21 protein-coding genes are annotated in these 25752 nt (G+C 69.8%); 16 read left to right on the top strand and 5 right to left on the bottom strand.

All coding sequences use genetic code 11. From position 1 onward, the window contains the following. The first annotated feature begins 363 nt into the window (after positions 1-363). The 6 genes from EFK10_RS36775 to EFK10_RS36750 all read left to right on the top strand — a co-directional run bounded on the left by EFK10_RS36775 (position 364) and on the right by EFK10_RS36750 (position 5940). Entirely contained in the window at positions 364-633 is a 270-nt protein-coding gene (locus tag EFK10_RS36775) for a type II toxin-antitoxin system Phd/YefM family antitoxin (protein WP_093737863.1), read from the top strand. Beyond that, complete coding sequence (locus tag EFK10_RS36770) at positions 626-889, top strand: type II toxin-antitoxin system RelE family toxin (RefSeq protein WP_127359988.1); 264 nt, start codon at positions 626-628, stop codon at positions 887-889. Before EFK10_RS36775 ends, EFK10_RS36770 begins: the two co-directional genes overlap by 8 nt. A 106-nt stretch (positions 890-995) precedes the next feature. Then, positions 996-2165, top strand: coding sequence for a hypothetical protein (locus EFK10_RS36765; protein WP_127359987.1), 1170 nt, complete (start codon positions 996-998; stop codon positions 2163-2165). A 658-nt stretch (positions 2166-2823) separates the two neighbouring features. Continuing rightward, positions 2824-3090: a type II toxin-antitoxin system Phd/YefM family antitoxin gene (locus EFK10_RS36760; RefSeq protein WP_127359986.1), complete on the top strand. Its 267-nt coding sequence runs from the start codon at positions 2824-2826 to the stop codon at positions 3088-3090. Further along, positions 3083-3346: a type II toxin-antitoxin system RelE family toxin gene (locus EFK10_RS36755; RefSeq protein WP_127359985.1), complete on the top strand. Its 264-nt coding sequence runs from the start codon at positions 3083-3085 to the stop codon at positions 3344-3346. Before EFK10_RS36760 ends, EFK10_RS36755 begins: the two co-directional genes overlap by 8 nt. 185 nt (positions 3347-3531) lie before the next feature. Beyond that, positions 3532-5940, top strand: a complete 2409-nt coding sequence (locus EFK10_RS36750) for a helicase-associated domain-containing protein (protein WP_127359984.1) — start codon at positions 3532-3534, stop codon at positions 5938-5940. 270 nt (positions 5941-6210) lie between these two features. On the opposite strand, the gene EFK10_RS36745 is transcribed toward EFK10_RS36750, so the two are convergent. After that, complete coding sequence (locus EFK10_RS36745; protein ID WP_164836302.1) at positions 6211-8136, bottom strand: NAD-binding protein; 1926 nt, start codon at positions 8134-8136, stop codon at positions 6211-6213. 477 nt (positions 8137-8613) lie between these two features. Between EFK10_RS36745 and EFK10_RS36740 the strand changes: the two genes are divergently transcribed. From EFK10_RS36740 to EFK10_RS36730, 3 genes are read left to right on the top strand one after another with little or no spacing between them, the layout of a single operon-like run. Further along, positions 8614-10869: a plasmid pRiA4b ORF-3 family protein gene (locus tag EFK10_RS36740; protein WP_127359982.1), complete on the top strand. Its 2256-nt coding sequence runs from the start codon at positions 8614-8616 to the stop codon at positions 10867-10869. Between the two features lie 17 nt (positions 10870-10886). Next, the gene (locus EFK10_RS36735; RefSeq protein ID WP_127359989.1) at positions 10887-13829 is read left to right on the top strand and encodes a DEAD/DEAH box helicase; all 2943 of its coding nucleotides are present in this window, start codon (positions 10887-10889) and stop codon (positions 13827-13829) included. Continuing rightward, positions 13826-15127: an SWIM zinc finger family protein gene (locus tag EFK10_RS36730; protein ID WP_127359981.1), complete on the top strand. Its 1302-nt coding sequence runs from the start codon at positions 13826-13828 to the stop codon at positions 15125-15127. The genes EFK10_RS36735 and EFK10_RS36730 overlap by 4 nt, the downstream gene beginning before the upstream one ends. A gap of 917 nt (positions 15128-16044) precedes the next feature. Here the strand turns inward: EFK10_RS36730 and EFK10_RS52895 are convergent. Both EFK10_RS52895 and EFK10_RS36720 read right to left on the bottom strand, forming a co-directional pair. Next, positions 16045-16482: a hypothetical protein gene (locus EFK10_RS52895; RefSeq protein WP_322973451.1), complete on the bottom strand. Its 438-nt coding sequence runs from the start codon at positions 16480-16482 to the stop codon at positions 16045-16047. 179 nt (positions 16483-16661) lie between these two features. Further along, positions 16662-17528, bottom strand: a complete 867-nt coding sequence (locus tag EFK10_RS36720; protein WP_164836301.1) for a GntR family transcriptional regulator — start codon at positions 17526-17528, stop codon at positions 16662-16664. 166 nt (positions 17529-17694) lie between these two features. Between EFK10_RS36720 and EFK10_RS36715 the strand changes: the two genes are divergently transcribed. The 7 genes from EFK10_RS36715 (at position 17695) to EFK10_RS36690 (ending at position 24540) form a co-directional block, all read left to right on the top strand. Continuing rightward, complete coding sequence (locus EFK10_RS36715) at positions 17695-18765, top strand: ABC transporter substrate-binding protein (protein ID WP_164836300.1); 1071 nt, start codon at positions 17695-17697, stop codon at positions 18763-18765. 74 nt (positions 18766-18839) lie between these two features. Beyond that, positions 18840-20570, top strand: coding sequence for an ABC transporter permease (locus tag EFK10_RS36710; protein WP_206305736.1), 1731 nt, complete (start codon positions 18840-18842; stop codon positions 20568-20570). Between the two features lie 16 nt (positions 20571-20586). Beyond that, positions 20587-20748, top strand: coding sequence for a hypothetical protein (locus tag EFK10_RS48075; RefSeq protein ID WP_164836298.1), 162 nt, complete (start codon positions 20587-20589; stop codon positions 20746-20748). A gap of 80 nt (positions 20749-20828) precedes the next feature. Then, positions 20829-21902: an ABC transporter ATP-binding protein gene (locus tag EFK10_RS36705; RefSeq protein WP_164836297.1), complete on the top strand. Its 1074-nt coding sequence runs from the start codon at positions 20829-20831 to the stop codon at positions 21900-21902. Positions 21903-22332: 430 nt separating this feature from the next. Then, the gene (locus EFK10_RS36700; protein WP_127359976.1) at positions 22333-22875 is read left to right on the top strand and encodes a Chromate resistance protein ChrB; all 543 of its coding nucleotides are present in this window, start codon (positions 22333-22335) and stop codon (positions 22873-22875) included. A gap of 265 nt (positions 22876-23140) precedes the next feature. After that, positions 23141-23377, top strand: a complete 237-nt coding sequence (locus tag EFK10_RS36695) for a GntR family transcriptional regulator (RefSeq protein WP_127359975.1) — start codon at positions 23141-23143, stop codon at positions 23375-23377. A 23-nt stretch (positions 23378-23400) separates the two neighbouring features. Continuing rightward, positions 23401-24540, top strand: a complete 1140-nt coding sequence (locus EFK10_RS36690; protein WP_127359974.1) for an alkaline phosphatase family protein — start codon at positions 23401-23403, stop codon at positions 24538-24540. A gap of 33 nt (positions 24541-24573) precedes the next feature. On the opposite strand, the gene EFK10_RS49020 is transcribed toward EFK10_RS36690, so the two are convergent. Beyond that, positions 24574-24843, bottom strand: a complete 270-nt coding sequence (locus EFK10_RS49020; RefSeq protein WP_206305735.1) for a helix-turn-helix domain-containing protein — start codon at positions 24841-24843, stop codon at positions 24574-24576. Between the two features lie 115 nt (positions 24844-24958). Then, positions 24959-25752 (bottom strand): ATP-dependent DNA helicase (locus EFK10_RS36680; protein WP_206305734.1); only part of this gene is annotated, 794 nt, incomplete at its 5' end.

The following is a 25752-nucleotide window of genomic DNA, read 5'->3' as shown; positions in this document are numbered from 1 at the left end:
AAGTGGTACCTAATAACGTACCATTCTCGACGCTCTCCAGGCGGGGCGAACAGCTGATGGATTCAGCTATCCCAGCACCATCCCAGCCGGGGAAAAACTAAGGGGCCGGCTCGCGGAGGAGTCGACCCCTTCTGAACTGCATGTTTGCCACGTCAGCGACGTGGTGTTATTTCATCCGCTCACACGTTGAAGCGGAAGGCTCAGTGCGGCGCTCCGACCTGCGAAAACAGGGGTTTTAGAGATCTTATCCAGCACCAATCCAGCACCGTCGGGGATCATCCAGCACATCGGGCCGCGGCAAAGGACCAGGATCGACCGACTCCGACGTTGTGTACACCTGGGACGCTCGGTACGCTTGGGCGCATGACGCAGCCCTTGCCCATAGAGTCCATCCGCGATGTGCGCGCACACCTGGCTGAGGTCGTGGAGCGGGCCGACCGGGACGACGTACCCACCGTGATCACGCGCCGAGGCAAGGAAGTCGCCGCCGTCGTGTCCATCGAAGTACTTCGGAAGTACCAAGAGTGGGAAGAGCGCGAGATCAACCGGATCATCGACGAGCGCATGGCGAATCCGGCAGCTGGCATCCCGATTGAGGACATCATGAGGGAGACACTGGCGCGCAATGAGTGAGTACCGCGCCGTCTTCCGACCCGAGGCCCAGGCAGAGCTACGCAAGATCCCCCGTGACATGGCGCTCCGCATCCTGGCCAAGCTGACCGAGCTGGAAAGCGACCCACTCGGCTTCAACACCACCGCACTCGTGTCCCAGCCCGAACGCCGTCGCCTACTAGTGGGTGACTACCGTGTCGTCTACACAATCGACAACGGTGAGCTGGTGGTGTGGGTCGTGCACGTCGGGCATCGCTCCACCGTTTATGACACCTGATCCTGTGCCAGGAACACGTGCGGTCCGTCAGAATCCGCTGGAGGTAGCGCACCACTGTCCAGGCCGGCCGTGCCGGGTTGTCAGTGGTGGCTGCTTTCATGGCGCCATGAGCACTGTGCACGAGACCGCCGCCCTCCTCCCCGACCCCGCCGAACTCCGCGCCCACCTGTGCGCGTTGGCCATTCTGGACGCCACGATCGGCGGCGATCCGCAGTTCTGCTGCTACACCTTCGACACGGCCTGGGGCCCCGGCGAAGAGGCAGCCTTGATGGAGAACGGCTCGGGGGACGACTTCTCCGTCCTCTTCACCTCGGCCGGCGTGCTCATACGCGGCTTCGATCACGAGTCGGAGATGAGCCCGTACGGGACGGACGACGAGCAGGTCTGGCCCGGCGTCATCGACGAAGTGCCCGCCGCGCTGAGCCCGCTCCTTGACGAGCCCGCCTTCCGTGACGAGGGCATCGACGCCCCTCGCATCACCGCCTGCCTGTGGCGGGAGACCGGCGACACGGCCTGGCGCACCGGCTCGGCCATCGCCTTCCCGCCCGGCAGTGAGGACCCGGACGGCTCCGGCTTCCTCTTCCACCTCCTCGCCGACCGCTCCCCCGAGGCCGTCCAGGCCCACTTCGAGGACTACTACGAGCACCCCGTCCCCTTCGACGCCGTCCGCCACGTCCTCGCCGGGCACCCACTCACCCCTGCGATCGCTGCAGCCCTCAACCCGGCCGCTCTCTCGGACAATGCCCTGCTCCGCAGGATCACCGCGCATCCCGAGGCCGCTTCCTACCTGGCCTGCGATGGAGAGTTCGACCTCGCCCGCACCGACCCGATCGAGCCGATCGCCCTGCCCAACGGCCTCCCGGTGGCGCCCATCGCTGGCTGCAACGCGGGCGGCACTCATTACCTATGCGGCCCGGCCGTCCCCAACGGCCCCCGCCCCGTCCTCTACACCGACTCCGAGGGCCAGGCCTCCCTGATCGCCGAGTCGCTCGCCGAGGCCCTGACCCTCGTCATCGTCCTCCCGTCCTGGCACGACGCCCTGGCCGGCTTCCGGCCCCCTGCCCTCAACTCCGACTACCTCGACGACCACCCGGACCACCCCACCGTCCGCGACCACCTCCTCGCCGCCCTTCGGCTCCCCCCGGCCACCGAGCGGGAAGTCCTGGACCGCCTTCTCGCCACTGCCGCCCGCACCGTCCCCGACGGCTTCCTCCCGCACGCCCCCGACGAGGAGGACTCCTCCTTCCAGCCGATGCTCGAACTACTTGCCGACTAGGGCCCCGGGGACCTTGTGGAGAAGGCCGGCACGCCGGGGCAGTGCTGTGTGTGCTCCGTTTCGCCGGTCCCGGTGCATCGGTCGGCAACTCACGGGGAAGCTGACGGGCCGTCCCGTCGGCCGCCGACGTCCCATCTCGGTGACGCCTTCCAGAGCCGGGCCTCGCCCCTCACACTGCGCCCCGCCCGCACGGGATTCGCACTGCCGGGCCGGGACCCCACACCGTTCCCCGGCTCCAAACCCAGCGCGGAATCACGTCCCCGCCTTCGGATGTGATGATGCATCAAATTTCCCAGCACCATCCCAGCACGGGAACGAGCGAAGGGCCCGACTCCGAAGAGTCGAACCCTCCTGACCTGCGTATTTGACAAATACGACGTGGTGGAATTGCGCCTAAACGTTGAAGCGGAACGTCGACGACTCCGCTACGACCTGCATCGATGGCCGGTTTCGGAACGCGATCCAGCACGGATCCAGCATCGGGACGGCATCATCCGGCGTCCCGGCCCGGAATCGCCCAGGCACCCGTGCTGACCGGCTATGCCGCGAGGAGTCGGCAGTCCGCAAACCCTTCCCGTCAGACAGGAGGCCGCCGGGGTGGCGTCACAACCCCATGCGCGCCTTGTGTACACATGTAACATCTGGTACCTTTAGGTCCATGACGCAGATGCCCATCGAGTCCATCCGCGACGTCAGGGCCCACCTGGCCGAAGTCGTCGAGCGGGCCGATCGCGACGACCAGCCCACAGTCATCACGCGACGCGGGAAAGAGGTCGCCGCCGTCGTCTCCATCGACACACTGCGCAAGTACCAGCAGTGGGAGGAACGCGAGATCAACCGCATCATCGACGAGCGGATGGCGAACCGCTCGGCCGGCATCCCGATCGAGGACGTCATGAAGGAGACGCTCGCGCGCAGTGAGTGAGTACCGCACCGTCTTCCGCCCCGAGGCCCAGGCAGAGCTTCGGAAGATCCCACGGGACATGGCCCTCCGCATCCTGACAAAGCTCACGGAACTGGAGAGCGACCCCCTCGGATTCAACACCACTGCACTCGTATCACAGCCGGACCGCCGCCGCCTGCGCGTCGGCGACTACCGCGTCATCTACACCATCGACAACGGAGAACTAGTCGTGTGGGTCCTTCACGTCGGACACCGATCCACCGTCTACGACACATGAACCCACTGACACAGAACCGCTGTGGAGTCATCTGCTGGACCCTCGGGAGCGGCTCGCAGCGGCCGGAGTCGACCCGTGCGTGTGGGCCGGGGACGCTGCCCGCGATCCCGTGATCGTCGCCCGTGCGCGTTCCAAAGTGTGGAAGCAGCGTCGGAAGGGTGAGCTGTTCCGCTACGCTCGGCGCGGTGAGTAGCGCCACCGCCTTGAAGTCCTGGCTTGCCAGCCGTACCCGCGAGCAGCTCGCCGAGCTGCTGGAGCAGCGGGATCTGCCGCAGGCCGCCGGGTACGGCAGCCGGGGGCTCACGACTCTGGGACAGCTCGCCGAGCATCTACTGACCGGCCCTTGCGTCAGCCGTGCGCTGCGGGAGGTCACCCTTGGGGATCTGCAGGTGCTGGTCGCGGTGGCCCGGCTGGCCGAGCGGCTGCATGGTCCGCTGGAGGGCGGTGTGCCGACAGCCCCCGGACAGTTCGGGTATCCGGCCGTGCGGGCCGGGCAGGATCCCGCCAAACGCGCTGTGCCGCGCAGGCAGCTACTGGACTGGCTGGCGGACGGCGCCGAGCAGCGGGCAGACGCGGAGGCCGCGTTGGAGCGGCTGGCTGAGCGGGCGCTCATCCTGCCGCCGCACACCGCGAAGGTCTCGGTGCCGCTGCTGTTCCACCAGCGCGTCGCGGAGCTCCAGGGACTGGGCGGCCCGGCGGACGCGCTGCTGTCCGCCGCCTACAACGCCCCTGAGATCCACCGCATCGCCGAGGGACTGGGCCTGCCGAAAGCCCGCACCCGCAACGCCGCCCAACTGCAGATCGCCACCCTGCTCGGCGACCCGCAGCGGGTGCGGGAGCTGGTGGCCACGGCCCCGGGCGAGGCACGTGATCTGCTGGACAAACTAGTGGCCGGTCCCGCGCTGCTGCGCACCCACTGCTTCACCACCCAGTACGGGTACTACTCGGGCCCCAACTCCAAGTTCCTCTTCCGGGCAGGGGGTTCCGGCGACCCAGGCACCGACTGGCTGGCCGCCCGGGGCTTGGTGGTGCCCGTCGGCACCGACCTGGCGGAGCTGCCCTACGAGATCGGCCACGCATTGCGCGACGATCACGCTCGTCCCGCTTTCCAGCCCGCCCCGCCACCGGTCACTGCAGTGGTGCCGCTGCCCCGCACCGCCGCCGGCGAAGCCCAATCGGCCGCCGCCACCGCGGTTTCCCGGGCGGAGCTGCTGCTGCGCGCCACCGCCGCCCAGCCCCTGGCCGTACGCAAGGCCGGCGGGATCGCGGTGCGGGACACCAAACGGCTGGCCAAGGCGGCCGGCGCTGCAGAGCAGCAGGCCCGGCTGTGGCTGGACCTCGCCGCCAACGCCGACCTGATCGCCCCGCACCACGACGAAATGCCCGCGCCGCGCGGCCGCAGCCGCAAGCCCGCACCGCCGTCCCCCGCCCGGATGCTGCCGACCGACCGCTACGACGACTGGCTGGCCGCCTCCCCCACCGACCGGCTGTTGCCGCTGCTGGCCACCTGGGCTGTCACCCCCGAGGTGTTCAGTTACTGGCCCGACCAGGACGAGACGCCGGTCGCCCTGATCTCCCCCCAGGATCCCATGGCGGTCCCGCTGCGCACCGCGCTGCTCGACGCCCTGGCGCACCTGCCGCCCGGGCAGGGGCTCGCCCCGGGGCGCGGAGGTTCACCCGGGCCTGAGGCGGTGGCCCAACTGCTGGCCTGTGCAGCATGGTTCCAGCCCGCTCTCGCCGATCCCGGCCAGGACACAGTGGCCCGCACCGAGGCCACCCTGCACGAGGCCGAGATCCTCGGGGTCACCGCGCACGGCGCCCTCACCGCGGCCGGACATGCGGTGCTCGCGCTGCTGCACGCCGGCGCGGCCCGTCACTTCCCCACCGTCCCCGGTGCCGGGCCCGACCTGAGCGACCACCCCGCCCTCGCCGCCGCCATACGGGCCCTGGGCGAAGCCTTGTCGCAACTGCTGCCCCCACCGCAGACCACCGCCCGTTTCCAGGCCGATCTGACCGCCACCGTCACCGGCGCGGCCTCCCCCGAACTCACCGACCTGCTCTCCACCACCGCGGACCGCGAGTCCGAAGGCCACGCAGTGGTCTGGCGGATCAGCCCCGGCAGCCTCTGCCGCGCCTTCAACAGCGGACTGGACGCGACCGAACTGCTGGAACACCTAGCAGCCGTGTCGGAAGGCGGCGCCCCCCTTCCGCAGCCACTGGAGTACACCGTCAAGGACACCGCCCGCACCCACGGCCGGATGCGAGTCGTCCGCTCCGCCTGCTGCATCCGCTCCGACGACGAATCCCTCATCACGGAATTGTCCAAAGTCCGGGCCCTGACCAAACTGGGACTTCGCCGCATCGCCCCGACCGTCCTGATCAGCACCGCCGCCCCCGACACCACTTTGGCCGCGCTGCGCACCGCCGGCTACGCACCCGTGCTGGAAGCCGAAACCGGCACCACCATCATCGAACGCGCTCCCGACCAACGCGCCCCGGGCACCATGCCCTCCCTCGCACAAGCCCGCCACCACCGCGGCCCGGGACCGCAGACCGCCCCGGCGCTGGCCGCCGAACTGCTCACTGCCAGGTGACCCAACGGACCATCGGCAAGTGACCGGACCGTCAGGGATTGCGCACCGCAATGCGAGGGCCCGCCTCCTACGGCCAGCGCGACCGTCCGAGCCGGACGCCGCATTCCCCTCCCTGACCGTCAGGCTGGCCCTGCGGGACTCTGTTTGTCGGCACCCGCACCGCCGAGAAGCCGGTGACTGAGATGAGTAAGCCGGAGGAAGTCCCGGTTGACCGCGGTCGTGTCACTGTGTCATCGCTGGGTACCGTTCTGTCTCAGTTTGCGGCTCGGTCTACGATCCGCCGTCGCCGGCGCCGCTTGTGTCGCGGTCGCCTGCCGTACTCTGGCGTGCTGGGTCCCCGCCCTCGGCCGCCGGCTGGGTGGTGTTGAGGCGGCCGAGGCCGCTGCGGGTGGAGGCGACGACGATACGGTCACCGATGGCGAGCCGCCGGGCTCGGTCAGCGTAGTTCCACATGTAGGTCATCGGATTGTGGGCGAGCCGAACGGCGATGACCCGGATGCCGCCCAGGCCTTCCACGTCGTGCTGATTCATGCCGACCAGACCGGAGCCCTCGGTCGCGGTGAGTTCGGCGATGAGGAGCACGTGGCGGAAGACGGAGAGCGTCCCCAAAACCTCACGGCTCATCAGCGCAGCGGCGAACGCAGGCGCGGACAGGTAGGAGACCGAGCGGGAGGCGACGTTGCCGAGAGTGGCGTAGACGTGCTGCGCGAAGTCGTCGTCGAAGAGACGGATCACGATGCGTACGTTGGGCCGTATCGCTCGGGCTTCCAACGCGGCTTCGAGGTTCGCGGCGTCATCCCTGGTCACTGCAATGAGCGCGCGGCTGCGGTGGATGCGGGCGCGCCGCAGGAGGTCGTCCATCGGCCCGTCGCCGACGACCACCGGAATGTTGAGGGCGCGCGCGGCGGCGATGCCCCGGGCCTCCGGGTTGCGCTCGACGCACACCAAGGGCACACCCAGCTCGTGAATCAGGGTCGCCACCCGGGTGCCGATATTGCCGAGGCCGACCACCACGATGTGGTCGCTGGTCCCGGAGCTGGGGTCCTTGGGCTGGCCGCGCCGTCCGGAGGCGAGGATGTCCACCAAGATCGCGGTGGCCAGCGGGACGAACGTCACTCCGCAGAAAGTGATGATCACCTGGGCGACGCGTTGCCACCACCCGTCGGTACCCGCGCCGGGCTGGTCGGGCTGGGCGGCTCCGGCCATGTCCAGCAGCGTCGTGTAGACGGTCCAGATGAAGCTGTGGTTGAAGGCCCAGGTCGTCAAGAAGGAGGCGAGGGTCGCGGCCAGTGCGAAGGCCGTCACGATCCTGAGACGGGCGCCGGTGAAGTACCGGAATGTGTCCACCAGTCGCCAGCGCAGCCGAGCGAACCAGGGGGTCGATACCCGCAGCTCGTTGGAGAGCGTCTGCAGGGCGGCAATTCCGTTACCGGCCCCGTCCGGGTGGTTGCTGCGTAGCGTCGTCGTGTCGGCCGCGTCCGGCGTGTGTGCCGTGTCTGGCGACGTCGGTGTGCGGCTCGATGGGATCGTCGCGTCGGGACCGTACCGCGTCGCCAGCGCGATGAAGTCCGCCGCCCTGCTTGCGGTCTCGGGCATGAGCCGTATCCGGCTCAGATCCTGCCGGTCAATCCGGTCCGCGACCACACACAGGCGGTTCGACTGAATGTCGTCATCGTAGGCGACGTAAACGAACCGCTCGCCGACCTGCACCGAGTTGGGCCGTTGCAGCGCGCCATTGACGAAAGCCGGCGCCGCCGTCGCGGAACCGGACAGCGATGCGCAGTTCGTGAGCAACTTCTCGATCTGCTTGCCCAGCCGCTCGTTGAACATCCGCAGCACAACGCGGATCTGCGGGTTGTGGCCCTGGACGCTGAGCGCGGCATGGATCTTGTCCTGGTCCTCGCCGTCGACGAGTGCGATGCCACGCGCCGTGCTCGCGGACACTTCCCGCAACGCCTCGTCGGTGACCGTCCGTGACTCCACGACCTTGACCAGGCCGGGAATCCGCCCGATCCGCGGAGCGTGATCCTCAGTACGGTCCTGAACGATGGCCATCACCGGGACTTCGTAGTGTTCGGTGAGTTCCAGGATCAACCGGAGCGCGAGCGCATTGCTGCCGACGACGATGAAGTGGTCGGCGATCTGCTGCGCAGGTTCAGGCTGGCCAGCTGACTGTGGTCCCCCGTCGCGGGTCATACCGCAGGACCCTACCTGCTGTTCGCTGACGCGTAGTTGGTACCGCCGTGTCCTGCGGGGCGGCCAGGGTGCGGCCGCCTCGGCCTTGTCGCTGGGCTGCCTCGGCGCCGGGCGCCCGGCGTTGGGTTTCCGCAGATCACTGGGGGCGCACGACCAGCCCTCTTGTGCGGCTCCTGCCGAGGCCTCGAACCTGCGGCCAGGGGCCTTGCGTTCACCAACAAGCAGGCCACGCCGCCAGGAGATCCGCGGGCCGATACGTAGCGTCGATGCATTCGTACAGTGCCGCGAAGCAGAGCGGCGTGCGCCGTGGCAGGCCGGAGCACGGGGGCGGCACGCTCGCAAGTGGGCCAGGCGGGATTTCCGTCGACTGGCTGGGCGGACCGCTCCCGGCTGCGAGAATGGCCCGCGATCAGCCATTCGGCGTACGCCCGCGGGCGCACGGTGCGTACGCCTCAGACGAGCGGGAAGCCCTCTCCAATGACTACGCAGCGCAGCTCCGCCGAGCGCACCCCTTCCGTCTACCAGCTCAAGGTCCAACTGGAGGGGATGAAGCCGCCGCTGTGGCGCCGGCTGGTGGTGCCCTCGGACCTGACGCTGAGGTCGCTGCATGATGTGATCCAGGTGGCGTTCGGCTGGGAGGACATGCACCTGCATACTTTCGAGGACTCCTCGGGCGGACGGTACGGCCCGCCAGGGGACGTTGACATCCCGGCCTTCGACGAGGAGAAGGCGGTCCTCGTGGAGGTGCTGCCGCGCACCGGCGACCGTATCGACTACACCTACGACTTCGGCGACGACTGGCTGCACCGGATCACCGTGGAGGCGGTGCGCCCCGCCGGGCCGGGCGAGGGCGAGCGCGCGCTGTGCACGGGCGGGCAGGGCGCGATGCCCGCCGCCGAGGACCTCGGCGGTGTGTGGGGACTGGCCGAACTGCTGGAGCGATACGAGGACGGGGACCGCCCGAAATCCACGGTCGTCCGGCACGGCGGTGAGGAGTGGGTGGAGTACGACAGTCCGCATGACGAGATGCTGGCCGGCCTGTACGAGGAGGGCTTCGACCCGGCCTCCTTCGACCCCGCCGAGCTCACCCGGGCGCTCGCCGACGTGCGGCTGGGGCGGGTGGCGGGCGCGCGGCGGAAGAAGCGCGGCGAGCGGAGCGGACGGCAGGTGCCGGCGGGGATGTACCGCTGCGAGTGCGGCGATCTGCACCCCCTGCCCGGCGCCGCGACCCCGCTCGCCTACACCGGCCGGGAGGACGAGGAGGCTTCACTGTCCGACCTCCTCGGTTCCGTGGGCGTCCAACTCCCGGCCGTGCGGCTGCCCGGCGAGCCGGATCTGGCCCGCGCGGTGCGCGAGGTGCCCGCCTTCATGGCGGCGGTGCGGCTCGGGCACTGGTGCGGAGGCGGGCGGGACCTGACCCCGAAGGGGCTGCTGCGGCCGAAGCTCGCCCGGCAGGCGGTGGAGGAGGCCGAGCTGTGGCGGCTCGACCCCGAGGAGTGGGGCGAGCCCGAGGAGCGGGTCGCGCGGCTGGCGAAGATCCGCAGCGCCGGCGACATGGAGCTGGTGGACCTGCCCTGGGAATGGGCGCTGAACTGCGGCTTCGTCGAGGTGGACGGCAATCGTGCGTGCGCGGGCGACGAGCTGCCCGATGAGGACGACGACGCGGCGCTGCTGGCCGCCTGGCAGCAGGCGGTGGTCGTCGCGGCGGCCGAACTCTCCCTCACCCTACCGGTGCTGGACGGGCCGCTGGGCGCACTGCCCACGCTGCGGGAGCTGACCGAGCAGGCCCCGCCACTGGTGTTGCTCGCGGCATACGGGCTGCCGGACGGGGAGTGGCTGGACGTCGACGACTACCTGACCGGCGGTCTGGAGGGGCTGCACGAGGGGCCGGCCCGGCATCTGGTGTCGGCGCTCCTCGCCGAACAGTACGACCACACCGCCGGGACACTGGAGCTGTTCGGCGCCGCCGAACGTGAAGGCGACGAAACCCCGGTGGACGGCGCCCCCACCCTGCTGTTCGGCGGCGGTGGGGACCCGCTGCCCGCCGGCCGCTTCCGGCTCACCCCGCTGGGCCGCTCCGGCCTGCGCACGCTGCTGGTACAGGCGGGCATCCCGGCGCCGGTGATCGGCTCGCTCGCCCAGGCGGACGCCCGCGACCTGCTGGCCGCGCTCGCCTCGTACCCCTCCGACGCCGATGCGGTGGCGGAGGTGGCGGGCTGGCTGGCTGTGCGCTCCGTGGCGGACGCGGCGGTGCAGGTGGTGGACGCCTGCGACGGTACGGAGCCGGCCGACGCGCTGCGCCGCCTTCAGGCCCCGCGGGTCCTGGCGGTCGTACTGGAGGCGGACGAGGGCGGCCGGGCGAAGGCGGTGCTGCGCAAGGCCGCCGTCTCCCAGGTCACCGGCTGCGCGCACGCGGCGGCCTCGATGCTGCGCCGGATCGGCGATCCCGCCGAGGGCGAGACGGCGTGGGGCCTGGAGTGGATGCTGGTGGACGGCGCGCTGCCGTTCGCCCGCCGCGGCGAACAGGCGCTGCGCGAGAGGCTGCTGGCGGGCCCCCAGGGCGGGCCGCGCCCGCTCGACCAGGTGGCCGAGCGGGCCGACAGTCTGTGGCGTGCCGACCATCCGCATACCGGCGAGGTGCTCGGCGCGCTCGCCGATGCCGTCAAGCCCGTCGACAAGGCGCTGGCCAAGCGGTTGCGAAAGGCCGCGTTCAAGACAGGGAGCCGCAAGTGAGCCTGCTCGTGCGGGAGATGGCCGCCGAGGCCGCGCCGCTTGCCGACTCCGCCACCGCTGCCTGGGCGCGCGAGCACCTCGCCACCGCCGACTGGGCCGCCGTGTTCGCCCCGGCCGAGCAAGGGCAGCCGGCACGGCTCGGCCGCCTGGTGCTCTACCGGCCCACTACCGACGCACCCCGCGTGCCCGCCCCGGCTGCCGCACCACAGACGGTGGAGCGGGTCCGGTTGCCGCTGGTCCTGCCATACGGCAGCGGGGTGCGCACCCGCACCGTCGAGGGGTGGGCTCTCGGCCCCGGCGACGCGCTCGCACTCCTGCTCGACCTGCCCGAGGACGGCGTACATCCCTCGCTCGCCGCGTCGGCGGCCGTCACCCGCCGCGTCCTCCAGCTGCTCGGCGAGGGGCGCCTGTATCCGGCGCTGACCTCCGACACGTACACCACCTGGCGCTTCGGGCCGCCCGGCGCGCGGGGCCAGCAGGACCTGGACGCGCTGCCCGGCGCCCTGCCCCCGTACGCCCACAACCTCCCCGCGCCCCAGGCGGACGGCAAAGTGCCACAGATCGCCGAACCGGCTGCCCTGGTAAGGGAGTTCTGTGACGCGCTCGCGGACGCCCTGCCGCGCACCCCGGCCGCGGGCCGGGCCGCGCCCGGGAATCCGTACGCCGACCGCGCGACCGCCCTGCACCCGGGGCTGGCCGAGTGGGCGGCCGAAGCCGCCTCCGAGCGGGACGCGCAGGTCAGTGTGGAGCTGCGGGTGGAGCCCCCGGCCGGGCGGCGCCGCGCCTTTCAGGCGGTACTGCAGCTGCGCACCGCGGCCGACCCCTCGCTGGTCCTGGACACCGCGGAACTGTGGGCCGACCCAGAGCGCGCGCAGCGCCTGCTCGGCCCGCACGCCGAGGCCGAGGCACTGCTCGCGCTGCGCCGCGCCGCCCGCGCCTGGCAGCCGCTGACCCGCCTGCTCGCCGAAGCCGCCCCCAGCGCACTGCGCCTCGACGACGAGGAGGCCATGGAACTGCTGGGGGACGCCACCGACGTGCTCCGCACGGCGGGCGTGCGCGTGCACTGGCCACGCGAGCTGGTCAAGGCCCTTGAGATGCGCGCGGAGATCGGGGCGGCGACCGCGCCCGGTGCGACCGTGGACACCCTGCTGGGCCGCGACGCCCTGCTCGACTTCTCCTGGCATGTGGCGCTCGGCGGCGAACAGCTCACCCAGGACGAGCTCGACCTGCTCGCCGAGGTGCGCCGCCCGCTGGTCAGGCTGCGCGACCAGTGGGTCGTCGCCGATCCCCGGCTGGTGGCCCGCCTGAAGCGGGAGCGCACCCTCCCCCAAGCTCTCCGAGCAGGGGGGACCCCCATCTCCCCGCTCGACGCCCTCCAGGCGGTACTGACCGGCGAGGTGGAATGGGACGGCGAGCGCGTGGAGGTGGATGCGTCCGGCGCCTTCGGCGAGCTGGTCGCCCGGCTGCGCGACCCCGAGGTCCGCGCCCCCGTCCGCGTACCGGAGGGCCTGCACGCCACCCTGCGCGACTACCAGAAGCGGGGCCTGGCCTGGCTGGCGGACATGACCCGGCTGCAACTCGGCGGTGTCCTCGCCGACGACATGGGTCTCGGCAAGACAATCACTTTGCTCGCCCTCCACCTGCACCGTCAGGAGCAGCCCGACACGGCGGGACCCACCCTCGTGGTCTGCCCGGCCTCGCTGCTCGGCAACTGGCAGCGCGAGGCAGCCCGCTTCACCCCCTCCGTCCCGGTACGCCGCTACCACGGCGGGGAGCGCACCCTCGACCACCTCGCCGGGGACGAACTCGTTCTCGTCACCTACGGAGTACTGCGCCGCGACCGCGAGCAGCTCGCCGCCGTCAAGTGGTCGCTGGTCGCAGCCGACGAGGCCCAGCACGTCAAGAACCCGTACGCCACCACCGCCCGCCAACTGCGCGCCCTGCCCGCTTGCGCCCGCGTCGCACTCACCGGAACCCCGGTGGAGAACAATCTGTCCGAACTGTGGGCGCTGCTCGACTGGACCACACCCGGCCTGCTCGGCCCGCTGTCAGCCTTCCGTGAGCGCTTCGCCAAGGCCATCGAGCGCGGCGCGCTCGGCGCCGACAGCGACGAGGAGACCGCCGAAGCGGCCCGGCAGGCCGCCGAGCAACTCACCCGCCTCACCCGCCCGTTCCTGCTGCGCCGCCGCAAGTCCGATCCCGGCATCGCCCCTGAACTCCCGGCCAAGACCGAGACCGACCACCCCGTCCCCCTCACCCGCGAGCAGGCTGCCCTGTACGAGGCGCAGGTCCGCGAGATCATGGCCAGGATCGAGGAGGTAGACGGCATCGCCCGCCGCGGGCTGGTGCTGAAACTCCTCACCGCGCTCAAGCAGATCTGCAACCACCCCGCCCACTACCTGCGCGAGACCGGCCCGCTGCCCGGCCGCTCCGGCAAGTTGGAACTCCTCGACGAACTGCTCCAGACCATCGTCGCCGAAGGCGAGAGCACCCTGGTCTTCACCCAGTACACGCAGATGGGCCGGCTCCTGGAGCGGCACTTCGCCGACCGCGGCCTGCGCGCCCGCTACCTGCACGGCGCTACCCCCGTGCAGCAACGCGAGGAGATGGTCACCGCCTTCCAGAACGGCGACTTCCCCGTCTTCCTGCTCTCGCTGAAAGCCGCCGGAACCGGCCTCAACCTCACCCGCGCCACCCACGTCGTCCACTACGACCGCTGGTGGAACCCCGCCGTCGAGGACCAGGCCACCGACCGCGCCTACCGCATCGGCCAGGACCGGCCCGTCCAGGTCCACCGGTTCACCACCCAGGGCACCGTCGAGGACAAGGTCGCGCGCCTGCTCGGCGCCAAGCGCGCCCTCGCGGACCGGGTCATCGCCTCCGGCGAGGCCGCCCTGACCGAACTGTCCGACACCGACCTCGCCGAACTCGTCACACTGTCCCGTGGAGTCGACGCATGACCCCCGCACGCAAGGCGCCCCGCATCGGCATCCGTGCCTTCGCCGCCACCTGGTGGGGCCAGACATGGGTGGACGCTCTGGAAGCCTCCACCCTCGACGCCGGTCGCCTCTCCCGTGGCCGCACCTACGCGCGCAAGGGCATGGTCGGCCCCGTCACCGCCGCCCCCGGCATCCTGCGGGCCGAGGTGGAGGGCAGCGCCCCATGGCCGTACGACGCCGAAGTACGCCTCCGCGTCCTCACCGACGCCCAGTGGGACATCCTCCTCGACGCCATCGCCGTCCAAGCCGGCCGCACGGCCGCCCTGCTCGACGGCGAGATGCCCGCCGACCTCGTCGACGTCGCCCGCACCGCCGGGGTCCCCCTTCTGCCCGAGCCAAGCGAACTCGACCCCGAGTGCTCCTGCCCCGACTGGGGCTACCCCTGCAAGCACGCCGCCACGCTCTGCTACGCCACCGCCACCCACCTCGACGACGATCCGTTCTGGCTTTTCGCCCTCCGCGGCCGGAGCAAAGACGCCGTCCTCGCCGCGCTGCGCACCCGCCGCCAGGCCCACACCGGTACCGCATCCGAGACCGGCGGCGCGCACCGCACCCCGGGCATGCCCGCTCGCGGGGCCTTCGCCTCCTGGAACGGCATGTTCACCCCACCCGCCCCCGCGGCGCCCGAGGGCGCGCACGATGACATCGATACGACTCCCCCGCCGCTCACCACCACACCTCCACCCGGCTCTTCCTTCACTCTCGACGACCTCGAAGCCCTCACCCGTGACACCGCCCAGCGTGCCCGCCGGCTCGCCGCCGGGCACACCGCCACCCTCATCTGCACCCCCCTCGAAGACGCCGTACGCCTCGCCGCGACGGACGTCAGCCAAGGCTGGTTGCACAATCTCGCCCTCGCCACCGGCCTGCCCCCGCTTGCCTTCGCCCGGCTGGTCCGCGCCATGCGCCACGGCGGTCCCGCCGGCGTCGCCGCCGCCCGCGCACCCTTCACACCCGACCCCGCCGCCATGGCCGCCGCCCGGACCGCCCTGGCCGACCCCGACCACACGGACAACACCGATGGCACGCTGCGGCTGCGCGCCTGGCGCAACCGCCTCACCGCCGACGACGAGGGCGTCCAGATCCGCCTCGGTCCTGACAATCGCTGGCACCCCTACACCCGGGAAGGCCGCGCTGCCGCTGCCGAATGGTGGCCCTGTGCCCCCGCCACCGCCGACCCCGTCGCCGCCCTCCTCGCCGCGCGCACCAACTCGATCACCTCCGCAGGCAGTGTCATGAAGCAGAGACAGAGCGGATAGGCGGGACAGATCGAAGAGCGCTGCGAGGGCCGAGTCCGGAAAGGCGGTGGGGCCCCCGCCGAAGGCAGAAGAGAGGGAGCCGCTGGGGTACCCCCGGCCGGAGGCTCGACGCACGGCAGTTGTGCGTAAACAACCCGGCAGGAAGATGCTCTGCTCCCAGCCAGCCGAACCACGCCTCCACCGCGGCGGGCAGCTCTTCGAGCAGGGCATCAGGGGCGAGCAGCGAAACGGGAAGCACCTCGCCCAGCAGACGGTCCAGGGCCCTGGGGCCGACCCGGCGGGGGTCACGGCCCATGAAGCCGGCACTGAGCCGCATCAGGTTGAGCGGCAGAGCACGGGCGGCAGGGCTGTAGAGCCGCGCCCCCTCGGGGGAGGCCAGGAACCGCGCGTGCAGCTTCCGGTGCCGGCGGCCCCGGCCCGAACACCACACCACACCACAGCCTTCACCCCCCTCCCCCGTGACCACCGCTCCGCCGCCGGGACTTCGGGCTCGTCCCAGACCACCGCACCCGGGACACCGGTCCACCAGGACCAGCGGGCGCCAGGCGGGCCGCGGACCGCATGAGGAGCACCGCGACGGAACCACCCCGTGAACTCACCACCCCGCGCCGTTGAAGCGGAACATTGGGTGCAGCGCTGCCACCTGCGGAAACACCGTGCCCCGCCGCACGATCCAGCACATATCCAGCACCGTCGCGGTCGCCCCTTCCAGACTCCCCGAAGGGTTATTTGGGCTGGCCAGAGCGGCTGTCGGATGCCCTGGTCGACGAGCAGGAGATTGTTCGGATCTGGGCACAGATGGTCCTGGCGAACCCGCCCTGACCTGGCATGAAGCGAGGAGGGGCCAGGACATGGACAACACGGTGTTCGGCCCTGCGACCAAAGTGACCGCCGCCCACATCGCCCGAGACGCCTATCTATACGTGCGGCAGTCGACCTTGAAACAGGTGATCAACAACACCGAGTCGACCGCCCGTCAGTACGGGCTCAAAGGCAGGGCAGTCGCGCTGGGCCGGCCCCACGATCGGATCATCGTGATCGACACCGACCAGGGTCAGTCCGGGGCCTCGGCCGCCGACCGGGAGGGCTTCCAGCGCCTGGTCACCGATGACGCTGTTCGCGGCGACCGTGGCCGGGAAGGTGACGGTGTGTTTGGGGAACTCGCCCTTGACGAGCTGGGAAGTCGGCGTGACCTGGACCACCTGCGGGGTGTCGGTCGAGGCGTACCAAGAAACGACGCGCTGCGACTCGGTCGCGCCCACGCCGAAGATGATGCCGGCGGGCGTCGCGAGACCGTCAGCGTGGGCCGCGGCCGTCAGGCCGCTGCCGAACACTGCTGTGACGCCCATGACCACCGCGGTGGCGCCTGTAGCCACCCGGCGTCGAACAAGGCCGGGTCTCGCGGCGGCCTGCTTCGCCGCGTCGCCGGCCTCGAAGGCCGCATTGCCGCTCACCGGACCTGGCTGCCCCCGGCTTCTACCGCTCCGCTGCGACGGAACGGCGGCGCGGGCGCACACCCGCAGTCCGCCAGAATTCAGCGGGGGACGCGCACGGCGTACTCGGCCCGGTCACCGCGGATGCGGTGGACGATATGAGCGACGGCCTGCCCTTGCGTGTTGCTGTTGGTCCCTCTCAGCAGGAGCAGTGGCGTTCCCACCTGCACCTCCAGCCAGGCGGCGTCCTCCGGGTTGGCCGGTACCGCCGAGAAACAGCGGTCGTCGCGCAGAACCTCGACGCCATGGGCGGCGGACATCGCAGCGAAGAGGCTGTTGGTTCCATCCCAGCTCGGGGGGGCGAGCGCCGCCGGAATAGCGGCGAAGGACACCGACCATGGCAGGTCGTCGACCCAGCGGATGTAGCGGTACTCCATGACGGCACCGGGGAAGTCGGGGAAGTGGTACTGCTCGCCCGTTACGTGAAGCTCCGCCGACGCCCCGTGGCTGCCGGGCCGCGATCGCGCCAAGGATGGTCGGCCGTTTGACGGGTCCGGAGGAGGCGCTTCGCCGGTCGCGGGGTCGACCCGACGGGCGTCGAGGACCGTCTGCCGTACCGCGTGGCCGCCCCTCGCCATGGACTCCAGGAGGCTGGCCTGTCCGTCGTCGATGCGGTGACGCAATGGCTGGGACGCCACGAAACTCCCGACGCCATGCTCGGTTCGGACGACGCCGGCGCGGGCCAGGTCGGCGAGTGCTCGTCGAACGGTCAACCGGTTGACCTTGTATGCCTCGGCCAGGGCCGTCTCCGACGGCAGGGCGTCCCCCGGGGACAGTGCGCCGCCCTCGATGCGGCCGGAGATATCGGCGCGGAGTTGCCGCCAGACCGCCATCCCGGCGGCTCGGCGTATGGGTTGGACCGGCCCGAGTACCGCGCTTGGCGGTCGGTTCACGACGGAGTCACTCACGGATGTCCCCTCCACGAAGTTCAACGTTCTCCCTCTGTCTGTTCATTCTGTCGCCTCCTGGACCGGACTTCCAGATGTGTATACATGTACCCAGGTTACCTCCCGTGGTGAGCCCCGCACGAAAGGAAGATCCATGCCCCGTGTCCGTGAGAAGCAAGGGGACGCCTTGTTCGATCCCGCCGCCCCGAGGACGCCCCACCGCATCCGGTGGGCGACTCCGATTGCCGTAGCCGCGCTGGCCATGCTCGCCAACGCGTGCGGCTCGCCCGCATCCGCCGGAAGCGCGTCAGGCACCAGCAAGGTTCCTCTCGTCGTGTACGGCGCGGAGGGCTACGACACCACGGTCGCGAAGGCCTTCCAGCAGGCGACGGGAATACCGACGTCGGTCTACGACGCCCACACCGGGATCGTCGTGTCAAAGATCCAACAGGAGAAGAACAACCCGCAGTGGGGGGTGACTTGGTTCGACGGTGATATGGCGATGGCCTCGTTCGACCAGCAAGGGCTTCTCCTCAAGGGCTACGAGCCCAAGGTGTCGTGGAACCCACGAGGTCTTCAGTTCCTGCCCAAAGACAAGAGCTACATCCCGACCGGCTACACCATCGCGGCCACGACCCTCTACAACAGCGCCAGGATGCCGAACCCGCCGAAGTCCTGGAAGGACCTGCTCGGCCCTTCGTACCGAGGCAAGCTCGGAATCCTCAACCCTGCGATTGACGGGCCCGCATACCCGCTGATGGCAGGATGGGCCGCCCAGTTCGGCGGTGTCCCCCAGATGGAAGCCTACGTGTCCGCGCTGGTGAAAAACGGCGCCAAAGTATACGCCGCGCCCGCTGACGAACTCAACGCCATCAAGCAGGGCACCATCGACGCGGCGGTCGCTCAGAGCAGTTACGGGATGGGGGTCGAGCAGACACAGGCCAACCTGAAAGTCTCCTACCCGCAGTCCGTCACGCCGGTGCCCAGCGTCCTCGGCATCAACGCCAAGGCATCGGCGGCCGTCCAGGCCGAAGCTAAACAGTTCGTCCAGTTCGTGCTGAGCCCCGCGGGACAGAAGGCCATGCAGGCCGGTGATCCCCAGGGCGACTCGTTGTACTGGCCCGTTCTCAATGGAGTAGCCCCCCGGTCCGAGGTCCCGTCACCGGCGACGATTCCGACCAAGATTCTCGACGCCTACACCTGGGGATCCCAGGAGAACGCGATCAATCAGTGGTTCACATCCAACATCGCCCGGTGATCCGCCGGTTGGACGGACGTCGTTCCCTCCCCGGAGGCCGGCAGGTCTGGCGCGTTTTCGCCTCGAGTCCGTATGTGTTGCTGATCGCGCTGCTGCTGGTCCCGACGGCCTGCTTCTTGCTCCTGCCCTTCATTCCCTCCGCCTTCGGGCAGGGCGCGGGAAGCATCGGCTTCGCTCCGTTCCGCACTGCCTACCAGGGATACGTGCTCACGGCTCTCGTGAACTCGTTGTGGGTCGGGTTGGCCGCGAGTGCGGCCGCACTGGTGATCGCTGTCGGGCTTGCCTGGCTGTGCGAGCGGGTCCGGATCGCCGGTGCGGGGGCGTGGCGGCTGGGAGTGTGGCTGCTGCTCCTCCTGCCGACCTACCTCACTGCGCTGGGCATCGAATACCTCCTCGCGCCCCGGGGCGTCATCGCTCAGGCAACGGGCTGGTACCCAGCCACGCTGGACCACCTGTTCGTGGGCCCTGCCGGGGTGGTGCTCGTGCTGAGCCTGCGAGGCGTCGCCTTCGCCTACTTCGCCGTTGCTGACGTTGTGCGCTCCATGGGGACCGACCTCGCAGACGCGGCGCAGGTGCACGGGCTGTCTCGTTGGCGGACCGTCATGGTTCAGGTGGGCAGCCTCACACCGGCCCTGCTGGCCGGGTTCGTGCTGGTGTTCGCCGAGACCGTAAGTGACTTCGGCGTCGCCTCCACGCTGGCCGCCGACGCTCACTTCCCCGTCATCACCTACACGATCTTCACGTTCACCGCCACCATCCCGATCGACTTCCCCGCGGCCGCAGCGATCTCGTGGAGCTTGATAGGCGTATTCACAGCGGTACTGGTGTTGCAGCGGTACATCCTCGGGAACCGGAACTTCTCCGCACGAGTCGGCAGCTCCCCCCCGTCGTCGGGGCGGACCGTGTCGGCGCGGGGACGGAGGGTTGCGGCACTCGCCACGGGCGTGTTCTTCACGGTCGCACTGATAGGACCTGTCCTCGGCATCGTCGTGTCCTCGCTACTCGGCGGGACGACGTCGTCGGGCGGGGCCGTCGCGGCCGCCAACTCGTCGGGGCTCACTTTTGCGGCGTACCGGGCGCTGTTTGACACCCCAGGCTTGCTCAGTCCCGTGTGGCTTTCTCTTCGGCTCGGCCTCGCCGGGGCGACGTTGGCGGTGGCCGTCGGACTCGTCATCAACCTGTGGAACCAGTACCGGGGCAGGGCTCGCGCCGCCGCGCTGATCGACATCGGCTTGGTGGCGGTGATCGGGCTTCCCTCTATCGTCCTCGCCGCGGGGTTCGTGTTCTTCTACAACCTGCCGGCGGTCTACAACGCCCTGCCCATCTACAACACGCAATGGCTGTTGCTCGTCGGCTATGTCGTCGGCTTCTCCCCCCTTGCCGTCCGGATGCTGCACGGCCCGTTGGCCCAAGCCGGGCGGTCTTTGTACGACGCCGGGCGGGTCCACGGCTTCATCGCTCTACGTGCCTGGAGCAAGGCGGTGCTGCCGCTCATCTGGAGGTCCCTGGTGTCGGTGTGGCTGTTCATGGTGGTCGTCATCATGTTCGAGTTGCCGCTCTCAGAGGTCCTGTACGCGCCGGGTGTGGAGCCGATCGCCGTGGCCGTCGCCGTGCAGTTCAAGTCGCAGATCGCGACTGGTACGGCGCTCACAGTCGTGGCTATCGCCGCGGTGATCGCGGTGCTCGGAGTGGTCAGCGGGCTGATGTGGGCAGCGGGGACGCTGCACCGCAGGCAGCGTGCCCGTCAAGATACGGCCGTCGACTCCTTGGTCGCCGGCCTCACAACCGTAAACACAACGCCCTAACCCTGGAGGAAACAGCATGACCAAAAGCGGAATCGGCTCACCGCGCTTGATCTTCATGATCGACGGGCTCGGCTGGGACTACCTCGGGAGCGGGACGACCCCGTTCCTGTCAAACCTGTTCACCGAGAGCGTGAACTGGCAGCTGCTCCTTCCCTTCAACGACGATCGCACACGCTGATGCAGGCCAGGCCCACCGAGGCGGAATCCCGTCCAGCCCCTGCTACCTCCCCCGACAGCCCTCCCCCGTCATCGAGCGCGTTGCAACTCACTGGCCTGACCCGCCGGTTCGGCCACGTCACCGCCCTCGGCGGCATCGATCTGACGGTCAGTGCCGGGCAGTTCATGGTGCTCCTCGGGCCGTCAGGGTCAGGAAAGACGACGCTCTTGAAGCTCGTGGCCGGGATCGACCGGGCGAGCGCGGGCAGCATCGCGATCGGAACGCGCATCGTGGCGGACCAAGGGCTGCATGTGGCGCCTGAACGGCGCGGCCTCGCCATGGTGTTCCAGCAATACGCGCTGTGGCCCCAGGTCAGTGTCCTCGCGAACGTCGCCTACGCCCTGGAGCGGCTTCACCTTCCCCGCCAGGAGTCCAGGCGGCGTGCCCTGGCGATGCTGGACCGGGTGGGCCTGGCCCGACTGGCGAACCGTCGCCCTCCCGAGCTGTCGGGCGGGGAGCAGCAACGGGTCGCACTCGCTCGGGCTTTGGTCGCCCGACCGGCAGTGCTGCTGTGTGACGAACCGCTTTCCAACCTCGATGCGGACTTGCGGGAGCGGCTGCGAGCGGAGATCGCCACGCTTGCCCGAGAGAACGACACGACCGTGGTGTACATCACTCACGACCAGGTCGAGGCCTTCGCCCTCGCAGACCGGATCGGTGTGCTCCAGGACGGACGACTCGTCCAGTGTGACCTGCCCGAATCGGTGTATCACGCGCCGGCCACGCCGTTCGTAGCTCGCTTCACCGGTGTCGCCGGGGAACTGCACGGCCGGGTTGCCGGCCGGCCGGACTCCGCGGGACGGTTCCTGGTGGACACGCCCAACGGTCCCCTGGCGGCATCCGGGCCCGCGCCTGCGCCGCTGGGATCCGCGGTCACGGTTCTCGTTCGTCCCGCCGCGGCGCGCCTGGTCCCGTGCACCGACGACAGCGGCCTGCTGAGCCGGGTACGGGACGTCGCTTACCGCGGCCACGGATATGACCACCTGGTCGAGCTCGCGGACGGCACGCGCCTCACGGGCGTCTTCGCCGAACAACGCTACCAGCGGGGCGAAGAGGTCCGGGTCCGGCTCGACCCCAGCGGGAGCTTCGCCTACCGGGCCGACGCCCCCGCCTGACCCGCAGGCGGGCCGGAACCGCACCAACCCGGGGCGCGACGTGCCCCGGTGTTGGTGGTGTTACGACCTGGTGCACGATAGGGAGTGGATCAGCCTGCGGCGTCATGCGGCTTCGATTGCAAGGCGCCGGGACGCCCTCAGGGTGGTTTCCTGTGGGCGTTCTCCCCCAGCCTCCGTCCGGTGGGGGTCTCCCGGTCGGAGGCTGGGGAAGTGCCCCCAGCAACGCCGCAAGCGGGGTCGCAGGGCGTCCCAGGCCCACTCCTTATCGTGCACCAGGTCGTTACCCACAAGCCCGGCCCCCGCCGTTCGTGACCCTGTCCACGGGTCTACGCAATCAACGCCCACCGTAAGTTGAGGGCAGCAAGCAAGTTCATGCGGGAGGTGAACCGGTGCGGCTCGGTCGCAACAGGCGGATCAGCCGGAAGAAGAGGTGAACGGCAGCGGACACCGCTGGCTTGTGCTCGTCTACCAGGTGCCGACAGAGCCGACCCGGTTACGGGCAGCGATATGGCGGCGCATCAAGGGACTCGGCGCGATCTACCTGCAGAACTCGGTGGCTGCCCTGCCTCGCACAGTCGCCTCGGAAAGAGCCATGCGGATGCTGCGCAAGGAGATCATCGACATGGACGGCACGGCCCACCTGCTCGGCACCGATGTGCTGGCCGGAGAGGCCGATGTCGCCGCCGCCTTCAACACGGCCCGCAACGACGAGTACGAAGAGATCACCGACCGCTGCCAGAACTTTCTCGCCCAGGTCGACAAGGAGTACGTGGCCAAGCACTTCACGTACGCCGAACTGGAGGAAAACGACGAGGACCTGACCAAGTTGAAGACCTGGTACGAGAAGGTCCGCACACGGGACCTGCTGTCAGCCTCCGGCCGTGCCGAAACGGCCGCGGCCCTCGAACGCTGCGAGCAGGTCCTGGAGGACTACGCCGCCCGGGTCTACCTGCAAGAGGGCGAGACCCGCTGACGGCGTACCCGGCTGGCGGAAGGTGACCCGCACGCGGTTGCGGGCCGGCGGGAGCCGGCGCCATGCAGCCCGAGCCTGCCGTAATCGCCTGGAACTGCAAAGTACCTGATCAGAGGCTGCACGTGAGTTTTGGCATCCTACAGGTCGCCAGGTTAGAGCAGTACGCGTTCCGCAGAAATGCTGAGACCTCACGATCGGCTCGACATGCGACTTTGAGTCTGGTAGATATCTATACATCTAGAAAAGCTGAGGTGGTGACCAGCCCGTGAACGGAGAAGGTCGTGACGTCGGCCCCCCATCCGGCACGAAGGTGCCCACACCCCGCTCGTTCTCGGCCGACGCGGCCACCGCGGAGTACGCGCGGTGGCTCGAGATCCAGACCGGCGCCTCGCTACTGATCGTGACCGGCGTCAACACCGATGCGGAGGGTAACGACCTCGCGCACATCCAGCACCACACTCGCGCCGACCGCGCCGAGTACGTCGTCAACCTGCTCGTCTGAGAACTCACATTAAGGAAGTGCTTGTGCACGCTCACCAGCGCGTCATCGTGGCGATGATCGATGGTCTGGATCCCGCCTATCTCGACGGCGGCACCATGCCTGTGCTCACCGGCCTCGGCGCCCAGGGGACCAGCCGCATCGTGGACGCGATATCCCCCACCGTGACCAACGCCAACAATGCCGGCATATCCTGCGCCGCCTGGCCCGCCGAACACGGGATCACCGGCAACAGCTACTTCAATCCCGCCAGCGGCGAGGCCGACTACATGGAGGACTGGACCCACCTGACCCAGCCCACCCTGCTGGAGCGCGTCACCGCCGCCGGTGGCAAGGCGGCACTGCTCACCGCCAAGAAGAAGACCGTCCGGCTGCTCGGCAACCGCACCACGCTCGCCGTCGCCGCCGAGGAGCCGGGCCCCGAGTTCACCGACCGGTACGGACCGGCGCCCGACATCTACTCGGCGGAGATCAACCACTGGCTGTGGGGGGTAGCGGTCGACCTGCTGGCCACCCAGCCCGACCTGGACTTCCTCTACGTCCACACCACCGACTACCCCATGCACGCCTGGCCCCCCGGGGACCCCCGCACCATCGCCCACCTCCGCCGGCTCGACGAGCTGATCGGCGAGGCCGTGGCCGCGGCACCCGACGCCGCCTTCTTCGCCACCGCCGATCACGGCATGAACGGCAAGAACCTCGTCCACGACCTGTCCCAGGCATTGGCCAACCGGCACGCACCGGTCCGCTTCACGCTCTCAGCGGAGAAGGACCGCTATGTCAAGCACCACCGCACCTTCGGCGGCACCGCGTGGATCTGGCTGCACCACCCGGCCGACGAGTCGAACGTCGCCCAGACCCTGTCCTCGCTGCCCGGGGTCGAAACCGTGCTCCGCCGCGAGGAGGCCGCGAGCCGGTTCCACCTCAACCCCGACCGGATCGGTGACCTGGTCGCCCTCGGCGACCGCGACACCGTTTTCGGTGAACTGCCGACCGGCCGCGAGTCCGAGCAACTGCCCCAGGAATATCGCTCCCATGGCAGCCTGTACGAACAAAAGGTCCCGCTCTTCGCGTCCAACAACGCCGACTACCCGTACACCCGTCAGCCGTCCCACAACAAGGACCTGCTCGCGCCCCTGCTGAGCGCCTGGACGATCGATTCCTAGTGGTGCTCCGCGGAGGAGGGGTGTTGGGGTCGGTCAGGCGGCCTTGAGGGGGCTGCCGTCGTAGCTCCAGCGGAAGGGGCTGGCGGTCTCGTTCCGATGGATCATGTAGGCGTCCATCTTGTCGATGAGGTCGTCGCGGCTGACGCAGTCGCCGTGCCGCAGGACGCGGCGGGTCACCGTGACGTCGACGTGCCCGCCCAACGCAGCCGCATAGGCGCGCAGCGTCTCCAGTTCCATCGCCTCCAGGTCGCCGTTCTCGATCTCCGAGATCCGGATTGAGCGGCGTCCCGGTCCTGCGGCCATCGCGCGAGTCCCCCTCCGTCGACTTCCGTTCAGCAGTGTGACCAGCGCCTGCGGTGCGGGAAAGAGGGCAGCTGGCCAACACACTTGTGCGCCCTGCGGATGGGCCTTTGTGCGTTCAGTCCCAGGCGAGTTGACCGTTCGGTGTCTGGGGTCGCGGCAGTGTTGCGGTGTGGGTGATGCGGTGGGTGAGGGCCGTGTTGCGGCGCTGGGTGCGGTTGTTGGCGACGGCCCGCTCGACGGCTTCGCGCTGGCCGATCAGCATGACGCCGTCGCGGGCGCGGGTGACGGCGGTGTATAGCAGGTTGCGCTGAAGCAGCATCATCCCGGCTGCGTTGGTCATGGGGATGACGACGTAGGGGTACTCGCTGCCCTGGGAGCGGTGGACGGTCAGGGCGTAGGCGTGGACCAGTTCGTCGAGGTCGGTGAAGGGGTAGGTGGCCGTCTCGCCACCGGGGAAGGTGACCGTGAGCTGGTGGGCGTCGACGTCGACGCCGGTGACGGTGCCACTGCTGCCGTTGAAAACGCCTGTGTCGCCGCGGTGCGGGTTGTTGCGGACCTGTTGAACGCGGTCGCCGAGGCGGAAGGCGCATCCGTCGTGGAAGTGCCGTGGCTTGTGGTCGGCGGGTGGGTTGAGGCGCTGCTGGAGGCGCAGGTTGAGATCAGTCATGCCTGCGAGGTTCTTCTTGCCCGGGCATAGGACCTGGATATCCTCGGCCCGGACCTCGAGGTGCTTCGGCATGACGTCGCAGACCAGCTCCACAACGCGCTGGGCGATGTCCTCCGCGCCCGGGATGGGCCGGTTCCAGAAGGGGACCCGGCACGTCCGGTGGTGTGCATGGACGAGAAGCCCTACCAGCTCCTCGACCATGTCCGCGGCCCGCTCCCGGCCCGCCCTGGTCACGACGCCTG

This window comes from Streptomyces soli (assembly GCF_003999195.1).
In the GTDB taxonomy this organism is placed as follows: Bacteria; Actinomycetota; Actinomycetes; order Streptomycetales; family Streptomycetaceae; genus Actinacidiphila; species Actinacidiphila soli.
This window is presented reverse-complemented; position numbering and strand designations above follow the sequence as displayed.